Genomic DNA, 14,091 nt, shown 5'->3' with positions numbered 1-14,091 from the left:
GACAAGCGGGATTGTTTCTAAGGAAATTTGAGGGATTTGTATGGGGAACAAAAGAAGAAGACGCAGGAGAAGATTACGAAGATCGGAGGCAAAAGCGATTTTCCGTTTGATTCAGGTGGCTTTCTGTGCACTTGTAGTGATCCTCTGTGTACAGTTTTTTCTTCACAGGTATATCAGGAAGTTTGACGAGCGTATCATTATTCAGGGTGTTTCTGTCGGGAATACCGATGTATCCGGCCTGAACGCTAAGAAAGCTAAGGAGAAGGTGAAAGAGGAGCTGTCTGCTTATGCAGATGAAAAGATGGAGCTGTCGCTGGAAGACGGCAGAAAAGGTGAGACTACTTTAGGCGAGCTGGGCTTTACGGTGAAGGGTCTGGACGCCGTGATTCAGGAAGCTGTTGATTACGGCAAAAAGGGGAACGCACTTTCCTGTTACAGGATCCTGAAGCGCGCCCAGAAGAATAAGAATGAGAAAGTTTTCGAGGTGTCCTATCAAGTATCGGAAAAAGCAGCCGGAAAAGTTTTGAATGCGGCCTTTTCTGATCAGCTGAATCTTCCGGAAAATGCAAGAGTAACCCTGGATGGCAACGATGTTAAGGTGATAGAAGAGAAGCCGGGGGAAGTTGTGGATACAAAGAAGACAGTTAAAAGTATTAACAAGTTTCTTGGCTCAGACTGGAATGGCAAAGGTGGGACGATTAAGGCGGCCCTGACCTATTCGGATCCGGAGGTTACGAAAAAAGACCTGAAAGATATGACGGACCTTCTCGGAAGTTACACGACGTATTATGGAAGTGATGGTTCAGGCAGGTCACAGAACATAGAGAGCGGGGCAGACCATATCAACGGTGCCATTATAAAGCCGGGGGAAGAGTTTTCCGCGAATGAGGCAATGGAACCTTATACAGAGGAGAATGGATTTACCGAAGCGGCATCTTATGAGGATGATAAAGTTGTCCAGTCAATGGGCGGCGGAATCTGCCAGGTATCCACGACCCTGTATAATGCAGTGCTGTATTCGGAACTGGAAGTAACGCAGCGGTCCCCGCATACCATGCTTGTATCCTATGTGCAGCCGTCGCAGGACGCGGCGATTGCGGATGACGTACTGGATCTGAGGTTTAAAAATAATCTGGAGACACCGGTTTATATCGAAGGTGTACTCGCAGATGGTAATATTACGTTTAATATATACGGTAAAGATACAAGAGATTCCGGAAGGACGCTGGAGTTTGTCAGCGAGACGACGGGAACGGACCTGCCGGACGGGAAACGGTTTATAGCTACAGACGACAGTATTGGCAATTATTACACGTTAAGCCAGGCTCAGGCGGCTGTGTCCGCGCAGTTGTGGAAAGTGGTGTATGTAGATGGCGAAGAAGTCAGCCGTGATGTAATTAATAACAGCCAGTATGTGCCTTCAAAGGAAACAGTTGCGGTCGGAACGGCTTCTGCAAACGAGGCAGATACAGAAAAGATGAATCAGGCAATCCTGTCACAGGACGAAAGCCAGATTATGAATATGATCCAGCAGCTGATCGGCACCGGAAATGTTTCCCAGACGGGTGAATCGGACGGGGCAGCAGACACAAATGGAATAGCAGACGGGGCAGCCGGTACAAATGAAACGACAGACGGAACAGGAACAGCAGACGGCGTTTAAAGCAGGAGCCGGCAGAAAGGAGGAGTCATGAAGGCAGGAAATATCTCTCAGACCGCATGGAAACGGTCTGTGCGAAGACAATTGAACAGCAGGCGGGAAGAAGCACTCTTCACTCCTTCTATGGAAGAGCCGTGCACGGCGCTGCGCATGGCAGACGGCGGTATTGTCGTGACGGCAACGGCGGATACGTCTGGGAATGTGCCGGAATGTGCGGATTATGCCATATTAAAGGCGGTAAATGACGTGGCATCCCGGGGAGCGGAAGTAATCGGGGTGTCGGTACAGCTGATTTTGCCGCTCTCTGCGACTGAGGCGCAGTTAAAGGCTCTGGCAGGTTCTATGGATGCTGTCTGCATGCAGGCCGGTATCCAGCTGACATGCCTGAAGGCGGAGACCAATCCTTGTGTAAACCAGATCCTGACAATCGCAACAGCCACAGGAGAAGCCGCCGGGGACAGCATTCTGCGTACAGAAGATGCGGCAGCGGGGCAGGATATCCTGCTGTGCGGCCACATTGCCCTGGAGGGCACTTTAAGAATACTGGCGGAGCGGGAAGAGGAGTTAAGCGGACGTTTTGTCCCTTCCTTCATCAGACAACTGAAGGAACAGAAGAAAGAACTCTTTGCCGCCAAAGCCATTGCCGCGGCAGGAAAGGCCGGTGCGGCTGCCATTCACCAGATCGGCAGCGGGGGAATTCTGGCGGCACTTTGGGAGCTGGCAGAAGCTTCCGGTATCGGGATGGAGACAGAACTTTCAAAAATATCAATCCGGCAGGAGACTGTCGAGATCTGTGAATTTTATAATCTGAATCCGTACCAGATGACTTCTGCAGGAAGTTTTCTGATCACGGCAAAGAACGGTGATGCGGTCGTAAAAGCCCTGGAAGGGGCCGGCGCACGAGCCGTCAGGCTTGGGGTTGCCACGGACGGTAATGCCCGGGTGATCACAAGCGGTGAAGAACAAAGGTATCTGGACAGACCCGCACCCGATGAACTGATGCTATGGCGGGAGCGGAATTGTCATTGAGATAAAATAAAAACAGACATTTTTTAGGAGGTAATAGTTATGGATAACTTGAGGAACGAAATTCTAAGATATCTGGAAACAAACAGCAGGGTAAACCTTGGCGAACTTGCGGTTCTGCTTGGAGTGGATGAGGTTAAGGTAGCAAACGAGATCGCAGACATGGAGAAAGAAAAGATCATCTGCGGATATCATACATTGATTGACTGGGATAAAGCGGGAGTAGAGACGGTGACTGCGCTGATCGAAGTGCGTGTGACGCCGCAGCGCAACCAGGGGTTTGACCGGATTGCAGAGAGAATCTACAATTATCCGGAAGTACACGCAGTTTACCTGATTTCAGGGGGATATGACCTGCTCGTAACACTGGAGGGAAAGACTCTGAAGGAAGTTTCCCGGTTTGTATCTGAAAAATTATCCCCGATCGAATCTGTGATCAGCACTGCGACATATTTTATCCTGAAAAAATATAAAGACCACGGAACGATTCTTGTACCGAAGAAAGAATCAGAAAGGATGCTGGTGACGCCCTGATGAGAAATCCATTATCAAAGAAAATAATAGAAATCGAGCCGTCCGGTATCCGGAAGTTTTTTGACGTGGCAAACGAGATGGAAGACGCGATTTCCCTTGGTGTGGGAGAACCGGATTTTGATACTCCGTGGCGCATACGCGAGGAAGGTATTTTCTCACTGGAAAGAGGCCGCACCTTCTATACGTCCAATGCCGGACTGCAGGAATTAAGAAATGAAATCTGTAAATATTTAGAAAGAAAAATACATATCAAATATGATCCAAAGAATGAGACACTTGTCACAGTCGGCGGAAGTGAGGCCATTGACGTGGGCCTGCGCTGCATGCTCGATCCGGGGGATGAGGTCCTGATCCCGCAGCCAAGCTATGTATCGTACCTGCCGTGTACAGTCATGGCAGACGGCGTGCCGGTAGTGATTCCGCTTCAGTATGAGAACGAGTTCAAGCTGACGGTAGAAGATCTGGAAAAATATACAACTCCGAAGACAAAGGTTCTGATCATGCCATTTCCGAACAACCCTACAGGTTCCATCATGACAAAGGAAGACTTGGAGCCGGTAGCAGAATTTGTAAAGGAACATGACCTGTACGTGATTTCCGATGAAATTTATTCGGAACTGACTTACAGCACACAGCATGTTTCCATAGCAAGCCTTCCGGGGATGCGTGAGAGAACCATCGTAATCAACGGATTTTCTAAAGGTTTTGCTATGACGGGGTGGCGTCTCGGCTACTGCTGCGGACCAGAGGCAATCATTGAACAGATGATCAAGCTCCATCAGTTTGCGATCATGTGCGCGCCGACGAACAGCCAGTATGCGGCGATCGAAGGCCTGAGAAACTGTGAAGAAGAAGTAGAAGAAATGCGGAAATCCTACAATCAGAGGAGGCGTTTCCTGATGCATGAATTTGCACGCATGGGGCTGGAATGCTTTGAGCCGTTTGGCGCATTCTATGTATTCCCGAGTATTCAGGAATTCAGCATGACATCGGAAGAGTTTGCAACCCGTCTTCTGAACGAAGAAAAAGTGGCTGTCGTGCCGGGGACAGCATTTGGTGAGTGTGGAGAAGGATTTCTGCGTATTTCCTATGCGTATTCACTGGATGATTTAAAAGAAGCACTGGGGCGTCTGGGCAGCTTTATACAGCGTCTTAGGAATGAGAGGTAAGTGACCATGCTCAATATCGTACTGCATGAGCCGGAAATTCCGGCAAACACAGGCAACATAGGCAGGACCTGTGTGGCGTCGAATACGCGTCTCCATCTGATCGAACCGCTCGGGTTCAAGTTGAATGAAAAGGCTTTAAAGCGTGCAGGGATGGACTACTGGTCCGATCTGGATGTGAGGACTTATATTGATTATAATGACTTCATGGAACAAAATCCGGGAGCAAAGATCTACATGGCAACGACAAAGGCTTCCAAAGTTTATACAGAAGTCCAGTATGAGCCTGACTGCTTTATTATGTTTGGCAAAGAGAGCGCCGGGATCCCGGAAGAGATTCTGGTGGAGCATAAGGACACATGCATCCGGATCCCGATGGTCGGAGATATCCGCTCATTAAATCTGGGAAATTCTGTGGCAATCATTCTTTATGAAGCGCTGAGACAGAATCAGTTTGCGGGGATGAACCTGGAAGGGCATCTTCACCATTTAAGCTGGTAAAAGAAGGATAAGCAATGACAGAATATGTATTAAGTGATGATTTTAAAAAGAATGTGCAGCAGGAGATGGAGAACAATCCCTTCGCGATTCTCAGCCGCCTGATTTACCAGGAACTGTATCAGGAGGTAATTGAGGGACATCTCCTGCCGGAGCACAAGATCATTGAGTCCAAGATTGCAAAAGAACTGAATGTCTCCCGGTCCCCTGTCAAGGTTGCGCTTTCCGATATGGTTGATGACGGTATTTTCGTCCGGGGTGTAGGTAAAACTGTCCATGTAAAGCCGATTTCTTACGAGGAATGCCTGTGGATTTATGAAGCAAGGATGACTCTGGAGCCCAAAGCGGCATATCAGGCAGCCAAGCGGATCAAACCTGCGGAACTGCAGCAGCTAAAAGAACTCATTAGTAAATTCGAGGAAATTGACAGGACACTGAACCAGAGAGAGTACACGAGAACCGATAAACAATTTCATGAGATTATTATCAAGGCATCCCGTAATCCTTATCTGGTCAGCATGTACAAGTCTATAGAATGCCCGTTGGCGTGCTATCGTAATCAGCTCAACCAGCTGGCCTATGAGGAGTGTTTTCAGGAGCATGATATGGGGAGTGGCTCGGAACACCACAAGTCCATATTTAATATGCTGAAAAACCACCTGCCGCTGCTGGCGGAGGATGAGATGCGCAACGATATACAGCGAATGTACGGGACAATGTCACGGCTGAGAAAGTAAAGACATGTTTCGAGGTATAATGCTCGCACTTGGCGAGGTATTTAACGAGTTTAGTATTTATGGTAAAATATAATAATTGGAAGATAAGGCACTTTACAGTGAGGATACCGGTCAGGTTCCCATTGCAGGGGGCCTTATTTTTATACATATAATTCTATTACAAATCGGCAGTATCCCCCACAAAAGAACCTGTATTTGTTGAAAATGTACACTGTGAAAGAAAAAAATAAAAATTAAAGTGCAATATGAACAATAAATTGAAGTAAATGCTTTCCAACACAAACAAAAAAAGCAAAAAATATAAATAAAAGCACTTATTTTGACACAGTTTCTGTTAGATTTATATAATTGTGAAAGAAGAAAGGGAGAAACTAATAAAAAACAAAGGAGGTCAGCTATGGAATATAAGACAATGCGGAATAAAACGAAAGTTCCAATGCTCGGGCTGGGTTGTTATAAGTCAGGGCCATAAAGGAAGCCATAATGGATTTGAAGTAATGAGTATAAGAAGAAAGTGGGAGGTAAAAGGTGAAGCGAAGAAAATTTGTAAATCTCATGTTAGTATTTGTATTCCTGTTTTCGATTGTTATGACGGCAGGGTGCGGCAGAAACAAGGACGGTGTCAGGCGTTTGAAGCTTTCTATCAATACGAACCAGTCACAGGTTGATATGGCGGAGGCTATGCAGGAGCGGATTAAGGAACTGTCAGACGGAAAGATGGAGATTGATGTGTACGGGGACGGGCAGCTGGGCGGTGACCGGGAAGTTGCAGAGACCGTACAGTATGGAAATATCGATATGTGTATTGTTTCCACAACACCCGTTGCTGCGTTTTACCCGGACCTGAATGTGTTTGATGCCCCGTTTCTGTTTAAAGATTCCGCACAGGCCCAGGAAATTCTGGATGGTGAGATCGGGCAGGAGATTGCGGCAGGGATGGAAGATATCGGATTTAAGGTACTGGGATTTCCTGAAAACGGATTCCGTCAGCTCTCAACTGCAGCGAAGGAGGTCCATTCACCATCTGACCTGAAAGGCCTGAAAGTCAGAGTCATGGAAAGCGAGGTACATATTGAAACATGGAAGGCCCTCGGAGCTAGCCCGACGCCGATGGCATTCTCGGAACTGTTTACCGCGCTTCAGCAGAAGACGGTGGACGGACAGGACAATCCATTTGTAACAGACAGGGATAACCGTTTCTATGAGGTACAGAAATACATTATCGAGACAAACCATGTATATACCCCTTATCTGCTTCTGATGAGTAAAGACAGCTACGACAAGCTGACTGACGAGGAAAAAGAAATCATCGAGGAAGCAGGCGCCTATGGTGTTTCGGTGCAGCGTGAAAAAACGGCAGAGTACGACAAGGACGCAGTGCAGGAGATGCAGGACAAAGGGGTTACCCTCATATCACTGACCGATGAGGAAAAACAGCAGTTTCGGGATGCTGTTTCGGATATTTACAGTCTGGTGGAAACAAAAGTAGAGCATCCCGAGCTGTTCAGGAGAATCCTGGAGGAGACAACGGAGTAGTTAAGGGAAAAGGAAGGAGTAAGGACATGTCCAAGTTTTGGAAATTTTTAGATGAGCATGCAGAGGATATTATTTCTGCAGTACTTATGAGTGTGGCAACAATCGCAATCGTCGTGCAGGTAATCATGCGCTATTTGTTTAAAAGCTCGCTCTCCTGGTCTGAGGAGCTGGCAAGGTATGTTTTTGTGTGGATGACTTTCATATCCATCTCTTACGGTATCAAAATGAGGAAACACGTAAAAATAGAGGCGGCGCTGTCATTGTTTCCCAAGAAAATCAGGCCGGTTATTGTAATCATCGGTGATATCATCTCTCTGGGATGGTGTGTGTTCGTGGTAGTGACGGGCTGGATGCTGCTGGGAAAGGTAATCAGGTCCGGACAGGTATCCCCGGCGATGTCCATCCCGATGTATTTCATCTATCTGGCGCCCGCTGTAGGATATATTTTATCCTCAATACGCTGCATACAGACAATCATCCTGCGTGTACAGAATTATAAGAAGGGGGTGGAAATGAATGATTAGTCTCGTACTCTTTGGTGTCATGATTATACTTCTGATTCTGAACGTACCCGTAGCCATTGCACTTGGTCTGGCTTCTCTTGCAGCCATCCTGTATTCCGGCGACCTGACGACAGGATATATTGTACAGAATCTGGTGACCAGTTCCGACTCCTTTACGACAATGGCGATCCCGTTTTTCGTACTTGCGGGCGAAATGATGGGCGGCGGGGGCATCTCCAGACGTCTGATGGACAGTGCAAGGGTCTTCTTCGGCAGATTTACAGGCGGGCTTGCGATTGTGACCGTTGTAGTATGTATGTTTTTTGCAGCAATCTCCGGTTCGGGACCTGCAACGGTTGCCGCTGTGGGCGGTATGGTAATCCCGTCGATGCTCGCGGCAGGTTATGACAAGAAGTTCACGCTGGCAGTAATTGCGGCGGCCGGAAGTATTGGTGTTATTATTCCACCGAGTATCCCGATGGTTATCTACAGTGTATCCACAAACCAGTCGATTTCGGAACTGTTCATGGCCGGGTTCGTACCGGGAATCCTGATCGGCCTGACTCTGATTGCATACTCTTATTTCTACTGCAAAAAGAGAGGATATCAGGGGGACAAGGAGCCGTTTTCGTGGAAAAGGGCCGGAAAAGTACTCTGGGATGCGAAATGGGCGCTCATCTGCCCGGTTATTATTCTGGGAGGTATCTACGGTGGTATTTTTACACCTACAGAAGCGGCAGCAGTTGCAGCGGCATACGGGTTCATCGTTGGGGTATTTGTCTATAAGGAGCTGACACTGAAGGAAGCGGTCAAGGTTATCAAGTCAGCCGTGGTAACAACTTCCACGATCATGCTGGTTATCGGCTGTGCGGCCGTATTTACAAAGGTACTGGCAGTCGCGAAGATCCCTACACTCGTGGCAAATGCGATTACCGGACTGAATGCCAATAAGATTGTGATCCTGATTCTGATCAATGTTGTCCTGATTTTTGTCGGATGCTTCATGGAAACGCTGTGTGCAATCATGATACTGGCACCGATTTTCCTGCCGATCGTTACAGCAGTCGGTGTAGACCCGATTCATTTCGGAATCGTTATGGTCGTAAACCTTGCGATTGGATTTATCACACCACCGCTCGGCATCAACCTGTTTGTCGCCAGCCGTGTCGGAGGGGCCCAGCTCTCAGAAGTGATTAAGGGGATTGTCCCGTTTATTGTGGTCATGATTATCGACCTGCTTTTGATTACATACCTGCCGGCAATATCCCTGTTCCTGCCAAAACTGTTTATGCGTTAGCAGGAAATTAAACAAAAAAACTTGAAAAATGGAGGCTTAAGCAATGAAAGCAATTGTAGTAGATAAGAATTCAGCTGATGGTCTGGACTTCAGCATTCAGCAAAAGATTTTTGAAGAAAATGGAATTGAATTTGTTCTGGAAGATTGCCAGACAGAGGATGAGATTATTGAAAAGTGCAGGGATGCGGATGCACTTCTGGTCATATACCGGAAGATTACGCCGAGGATCATGGATGCGCTGACGAACTGTAAGGTAATTCTCAGGTATGGCATCGGATACGATGTTATTGATGTGGATGCGGCAACGGAGCGCGGCATTAAGGTATGCAACAGCCCGACGCATTGTCTGGACGAGGTCGCTACACATACCATTGCGATGATACTGGCAATGGAGCGGCAGATTGTATTTTTTAATGATCTGGTGAAAGAAGGGAAATGGCTTGCAAACGCAGGATTCAAACCCCACCGTCTGGCATGCCAGACACTTGGCTTCGTAGGGTTCGGCAATATCGCCAGACGCACGGCGGACTTTGCAAAGGGATTTGGATTCCACATGGTGGTCTATGACCCGTACCTCGACGAATCTGTGATAACCGATTACGGTGCTGAAAAGGCAGATCTGGATGAACTTCTGGAGGTTTCGGACGTCATTACGATTCACACACCTTTGTTTGACAGTACTTATCACCTCATTAATAAAGAGACGATTGCAAAGATGAAAGACGGTGTTATGATCGTCAACACCTCACGAGGTCCGATTATCGCAGTGGATGACCTGATGGAGGCGGTAAAGTCTGGTAAAGTCCGCGCAGCAGCGCTGGATGTTGTGGAAAATGAGCCAGTCAGTGAGCCGGGGCACCCTCTCTTCGAGACGGGAAAAATCATCTGCTCCCCGCACGCCGCCTATAACTCGGTTGAGGCAGAGGAACAGATGATGGCAGTCCTCGCACAAACAGCGGTCGATATTTTGAACGGCAGGAACCCGGAAAACATAGTAAACAAAAAAGCATTAGGAATAGGAGCGTAGAAAGATGAAAAATTTATTAAGAGAAAAAATTATGAACGGTGAGAAAACAGTCGGTACTTTTTTTGAGGCAGGAAATGCAAATGTGGCAGAGGCGCTTGCCCTGACGGATTTGGATTATATGCTGATCGATACGGAGCACGGCCCGTTTGATGTGGAAAGTGTCATGTCTATGTTAAGGGCGGCTGAACTTCATGACACGACCGCACTCGTAAGAGTGAAAGACTCAAACCGGAATTCCGTATTGAAGATGCTGGATATCGGTGCAGGCGGGCTGATTATCCCACAGGTACATTCAATCGAAGAGATTCAGAAGCTCGTTGAATATGCAAAATATTATCCGCTCGGACAGCGCGGCGTAGCCTTTGCAAGAGGTGCAGGATATGGATATCTGGAACATGCGGCGGGTGACATCAACGATTATTTCGCTGTCTGCAACAGGGAAACCCTGCTTGTTCCGCAGTGCGAGACGATGGGATGTCTGGAGAATATCGAGGAGATCGCCAAAGTTGACGGGGTGGACGGAATCTTTGTCGGGCCATATGACCTGTCTGTGGCAATGGGAATTCCGACACAGTTCGACAAGCCTGAATTTCAGGCTGCAATGGAGAGAATCGTGAAAGCAGTGAAGGCAGCCGGCAAGTTTACTATTATATACTGCGCGAATGCAGAGGTTGCCAATACCAGGCTTTCACAGGGATTTGACAGTGTAACGGTCGGACAGGATATTAACTACTATATTGACGCCATTAATGCAATGGTAAAAGAGATCCATGTATAGCAGGGCGGGAGGTAAGGATATGACAGGAAAAGAACTGAAAGCATTTGCAAATGAAGTCAGGATTGCAACAGTAAAATGCCTCGAAAAAAGAGGGTTTGGGCACATAGGCGGCTGTCTTTCCATCGCTGATGTACTGGCTGTGCTATATAACGGGGAGATGAAAATTGATCCAAAGGATCCCGGGAAGAAAGACCGCGATATGCTTGTTGTATCGAAGGGCCATGCGGGCCCCGCGGTATTTGCGGCATTAGCTTTGAAGGGATATTTCCCGATAGACTGGCTGGATACACTCTGCGAGGGTGGTACGAGACTTCCCAGCCACTGTGACAGGCTTCGCACACCGGGTATTGATGCATCCACGGGTTCCCTTGGACAGGGACTCTCCCTTGCAAACGGACTGGCCCAGGGAGCGAAACTGAAGAAACTGCCCAACCGGATATACTGCCTCATGGGAGACGGTGAGATACAGGAGGGCCAGATCTGGGAGGCCGCTATGTATGCACACCAGTATAAGCTTAACAATCTGGTCGGCATCGTGGACTGGAATAAGAAACAGATAGACGGGACCACGGATGAATGCATGTCCCTTCTTGACATAGAAGATAAATTCCGTTCTTTCGGATGGTATGCACTGACAGTAAAAGGGAATGACCCGGAAGCGATCCAGGACGCCTTTTCAAATGTCAGGGAGAACCAGGGGGACAAGCCGGCCATGATCGTACTTGACGGCACGAAGGGCAGCGGTGTGAAGTGCATAGAGGAAATGGTGTTCAACCATATGATTCCTGTCGACAGGGAACTGGCAGATAAGTGTCTGGCAGAACTTGAAGAAGTAAAGGCCAGTCTGTGAGGAGGTACATATAATGGCGAAAACAATTTATAACGGTGAATATGAAAAAAAAGCAATTACAGAACAGTTTCTTGAGAACTTAGAAAATATGCTGGAAAACGATCCGGATGTTGTGTACCTTGATGCTGACCTTATGTTTGCATTCGGTGCGGGACTCTGGGATCTGGCTGCCAAATATCCGGACCGGGTACTCAGGTGCGGAATTGCCGAAGGAAACATGATCGGCACAGCGGCTGCAATGTCTGTGATGGGACTGAAACCGGTCATCCACAGTTTTGCTTCCTTTGTGACGCGCAGGGGGTTCGACCAGATATTTTTATCCGGCGCCTATGCGAAAAAAACGCTCAATATCATCGGCAGTGAACCGGGATATAAGCAGACATACTGGGGCGGGACACATATGGCATTTGAAGATATCGCGATGATGCGGACGGTTCCGGACTGCCGGATTTTTGATATCGCTGACGGTGTACAGTTTAACAAGCTTCTGGGCAGGACCATCAATATGAAAGGAATCTCTTATTACAGAACACCGCTTGCGGATAATATAGCTGTCTATGATGAAGACGCGGAATTTGAGATTGGAAAGGGCATTGTACTCAGGGAAGGAAAAGATGCTTCCATTATTGCCTGCGGACGGCTGGTGACGATTGCGCTTCAGGCGGCAGAGCTTCTGGCGGCAGAAGGTATTGATGCTACAGTTGTGGATATGTTTACCGTGAAGCCGCTCGATGAAGAATTAGTATTGAAATGTGCAAAAGAGACCGGCGCTATCGTAACAGCAGAAAATCATTCTGTGTACGGCGGGCTTGGTTCGGCGGTTGCAGAGTATTTAGGGGAGCACTGTCCGACGGTTGTAGAACGTATCGGTACGAGAGACGAGTTTGGTGAGGTCGGTTCCGAGGCATACTTAAGAGAACGATTTGGCTTTACACCTGAGAAGATTGCAGAGCGGGTGAAAGAAGCAATAAAAAAGAAATAGAAAGGCGAAAAGATGGAATTACAGCGAAATTATAAATTCTGGTTCTGCCCCGGTTCCGTTGACCTGTATGGGGATGCCGAGATACAGGTCGTTACGGAACACAGCAGGATCATTGTAGACGAATTGAACCGTTCCGGACTGGTACCGTTTGAGATTGTCCTGAAACCGACACTGATATCGAATCCGACAATCAGGAAGACTTTTCACGAGGCGAATGAGGATGAAGAGTGTGCAGGCATTATCGCGTGGATGCATATGTTTTCACCGGCGAAATCATGGATTTTAGGACTGAAAGAATTGAGAAAACCGCTTTTACATCTGCACACGCAGTTTAATGAGGAAATCCCTTATGATACGCTGGACATGGATTTTATCAATATCAACCAGTCCGCCCACGGCGACAGGGAATTTGCCTACATGCTTGCAAGGATGGGGCTGGAACATAAGATCGTGGCAGGACACTGGAGTGCGGAATCTGTACAGAAAAAGATAGGCGGCTGGATGCGCACGGCAGCGGGGATTATCGAGAGCAGCCATCTCAGAGTACTCAGGCTTTCGGATAACATGAGAAATGTGGCAGATACAGAAGGCGACAAGGTGGATGCGCAGATACGGTTCGGGTGGGAAGTAGATACTTATCCGGTCAACGAGGCTGCCGAAGCTGTAAGCGCGGTATCCCAGTCCGATGTGAATGCACTCACGGATGAGTATTATGAAACATATGGCATCATATTAGATAGAAGGGATCCTTCAGAATTCCGCCGCCATGTGGAGGTGCAGGCACAGATAGAGCTTGGAATTGAACGGTTTATGAAGGAGAAGGACTATCAGGCAGTCGTAACCCACTTTGGGGATTTAGGCAGCTTAAAACAGCTGCCGGGTCTGGCTATGCAGAGGCTGATGGCAAAAGGCTATGGATTTGCAGCTGAGGGGGACTGGAAGACTGCGGCGCTCCTTAGGCTCGTCAAGCTGATGACGGCGGGGATGGCAGATGCAAAAGGAACATCCTTCATGGAGGACTATACATATAATCTTGTCCCGGGCAGACAGGGGATTCTGGAGACACATATGCTGGAAATTTGTCCCTCCATCGCGGATGGCCCGGTCAGTATCCGGGTAAACCCACTCGTGCTCGGTGCACGGGAAGATCCGGCGAGGCTGGTGTTTACCGCAAAAGAAGGAGACGCCATTGCAGCCTCACTGATTGATATGGGAGATAATTTCAGGCTGGTCATTAATGATGTTACCTGCAAAAAAACAGAAAAACCTATGCCTAACCTCCCGGTAGCAACCGCGTTCTGGACTCCGAAACCGGATTTTGAGACCGGGCTGGAGGCATGGCTCATGACCGGAGGGGCACATCATACAGTCATGACATACGATCTCACGGCTGACCAGCTTGGCGGCTGGGGGGAGGCAATGGGGATTGAAACGATCTATATAGATGAACATACGACGATCCGTGACCTGAAAAAAGAACTGAGAAGATAATCAATG

Annotated in this window: 14 protein-coding genes; all 14 read left to right on the top strand. The window is 48.0% G+C overall.

Going from position 1 to position 14,091, the window contains the following annotated elements:
• Window positions 1–40 precede the first annotated feature (40 nt).
• Complete coding sequence (locus DWX43_RS20040) at window positions 41–1,663, top strand: VanW family protein (protein ID WP_118621595.1); 1,623 nt, start codon at window positions 41–43, stop codon at window positions 1,661–1,663.
• A gap of 27 nt (window positions 1,664–1,690) precedes the next feature.
• The gene (locus DWX43_RS20035; protein ID WP_109732495.1) at window positions 1,691–2,689 is read left to right on the top strand and encodes an AIR synthase-related protein; all 999 of its coding nucleotides are present in this window, start codon (window positions 1,691–1,693) and stop codon (window positions 2,687–2,689) included.
• A 48-nt stretch (window positions 2,690–2,737) separates the two neighbouring features.
• On the top strand, window positions 2,738–3,220 hold the full coding sequence (locus DWX43_RS20030; RefSeq protein ID WP_347559312.1) for an Lrp/AsnC family transcriptional regulator: 483 nt from the start codon (window positions 2,738–2,740) through the stop codon (window positions 3,218–3,220).
• Complete coding sequence (locus DWX43_RS20025) at window positions 3,220–4,389, top strand: aminotransferase class I/II-fold pyridoxal phosphate-dependent enzyme (RefSeq protein ID WP_118621594.1); 1,170 nt, start codon at window positions 3,220–3,222, stop codon at window positions 4,387–4,389. The genes DWX43_RS20030 and DWX43_RS20025 overlap by 1 nt, the downstream gene beginning before the upstream one ends.
• A gap of 6 nt (window positions 4,390–4,395) precedes the next feature.
• Entirely contained in the window at window positions 4,396–4,887 is a 492-nt protein-coding gene (locus DWX43_RS20020; protein ID WP_109732492.1) for a tRNA (cytidine(34)-2'-O)-methyltransferase, read from the top strand.
• A gap of 14 nt (window positions 4,888–4,901) precedes the next feature.
• Window positions 4,902–5,621: a GntR family transcriptional regulator gene (locus DWX43_RS20015; protein WP_109732491.1), complete on the top strand. Its 720-nt coding sequence runs from the start codon at window positions 4,902–4,904 to the stop codon at window positions 5,619–5,621.
• Between the two features lie 528 nt (window positions 5,622–6,149).
• On the top strand, window positions 6,150–7,157 hold the full coding sequence (locus DWX43_RS20010; RefSeq protein ID WP_118621593.1) for a TRAP transporter substrate-binding protein: 1,008 nt from the start codon (window positions 6,150–6,152) through the stop codon (window positions 7,155–7,157).
• A gap of 26 nt (window positions 7,158–7,183) precedes the next feature.
• Window positions 7,184–7,681 (top strand): TRAP transporter small permease, encoded by a 498-nt coding sequence (locus DWX43_RS20005; protein WP_118621592.1) that lies wholly within the window; start codon window positions 7,184–7,186, stop codon window positions 7,679–7,681.
• Window positions 7,674–8,957, top strand: a complete 1,284-nt coding sequence (locus tag DWX43_RS20000; protein ID WP_109732483.1) for a TRAP transporter large permease — start codon at window positions 7,674–7,676, stop codon at window positions 8,955–8,957. The genes DWX43_RS20005 and DWX43_RS20000 overlap by 8 nt, the downstream gene beginning before the upstream one ends.
• A gap of 43 nt (window positions 8,958–9,000) precedes the next feature.
• Window positions 9,001–9,984, top strand: a complete 984-nt coding sequence (locus tag DWX43_RS19995) for a C-terminal binding protein (protein ID WP_118621591.1) — start codon at window positions 9,001–9,003, stop codon at window positions 9,982–9,984.
• 4 nt (window positions 9,985–9,988) lie between these two features.
• Window positions 9,989–10,762: an aldolase/citrate lyase family protein gene (locus DWX43_RS19990; protein WP_109732481.1), complete on the top strand. Its 774-nt coding sequence runs from the start codon at window positions 9,989–9,991 to the stop codon at window positions 10,760–10,762.
• A gap of 19 nt (window positions 10,763–10,781) precedes the next feature.
• Entirely contained in the window at window positions 10,782–11,612 is an 831-nt protein-coding gene (locus tag DWX43_RS19985) for a transketolase (protein ID WP_118621590.1), read from the top strand.
• Window positions 11,613–11,625: 13 nt separating this feature from the next.
• Window positions 11,626–12,594: a transketolase C-terminal domain-containing protein gene (locus tag DWX43_RS19980; protein ID WP_118621589.1), complete on the top strand. Its 969-nt coding sequence runs from the start codon at window positions 11,626–11,628 to the stop codon at window positions 12,592–12,594.
• Window positions 12,595–12,606: 12 nt separating this feature from the next.
• Window positions 12,607–14,085 carry an L-arabinose isomerase gene (gene araA / locus DWX43_RS19975; protein ID WP_118621588.1) on the top strand — a complete coding sequence of 493 codons (1,479 nt, stop codon included), beginning with the start codon at window positions 12,607–12,609 and terminating at the stop codon, window positions 14,083–14,085.
• Window positions 14,086–14,091: the final 6 nt, after the last annotated feature.

This window comes from Clostridium sp. AF19-22AC (assembly GCF_003479085.1).
In the GTDB taxonomy this organism is placed as follows: Bacteria; Bacillota; Clostridia; order Lachnospirales; family Lachnospiraceae; genus Faecalicatena_A; species Faecalicatena_A orotica.
This window is presented reverse-complemented; position numbering and strand designations above follow the sequence as displayed.

Bases quoted from the DNA above. Each gene is read 5' to 3' on its own strand.
- DWX43_RS20040 (WP_118621595.1), top strand. From the start codon at position 41: ATGGGGAACAAAAGAAGAAGACGCAGGAGAAGATTACGAAGATCGGAG.
- DWX43_RS20035 (WP_109732495.1), top strand. From the start codon at position 1,691: ATGAAGGCAGGAAATATCTCTCAGACCGCATGGAAACGGTCTGTGCGA.
- DWX43_RS20025 (WP_118621594.1), top strand. From the start codon at position 3,220: ATGAGAAATCCATTATCAAAGAAAATAATAGAAATCGAGCCGTCCGGT.
- DWX43_RS20020 (WP_109732492.1), top strand. From the start codon at position 4,396: ATGCTCAATATCGTACTGCATGAGCCGGAAATTCCGGCAAACACAGGC.
- DWX43_RS20015 (WP_109732491.1), top strand. From the start codon at position 4,902: ATGACAGAATATGTATTAAGTGATGATTTTAAAAAGAATGTGCAGCAG.
- DWX43_RS20005 (WP_118621592.1), top strand. From the start codon at position 7,184: ATGTCCAAGTTTTGGAAATTTTTAGATGAGCATGCAGAGGATATTATT.
- DWX43_RS20000 (WP_109732483.1), top strand. From the start codon at position 7,674: ATGATTAGTCTCGTACTCTTTGGTGTCATGATTATACTTCTGATTCTG.
- DWX43_RS19995 (WP_118621591.1), top strand. From the start codon at position 9,001: ATGAAAGCAATTGTAGTAGATAAGAATTCAGCTGATGGTCTGGACTTC.
- DWX43_RS19990 (WP_109732481.1), top strand. From the start codon at position 9,989: ATGAAAAATTTATTAAGAGAAAAAATTATGAACGGTGAGAAAACAGTC.
- DWX43_RS19985 (WP_118621590.1), top strand. From the start codon at position 10,782: ATGACAGGAAAAGAACTGAAAGCATTTGCAAATGAAGTCAGGATTGCA.
- DWX43_RS19980 (WP_118621589.1), top strand. From the start codon at position 11,626: ATGGCGAAAACAATTTATAACGGTGAATATGAAAAAAAAGCAATTACA.
- araA (WP_118621588.1), top strand. From the start codon at position 12,607: ATGGAATTACAGCGAAATTATAAATTCTGGTTCTGCCCCGGTTCCGTT.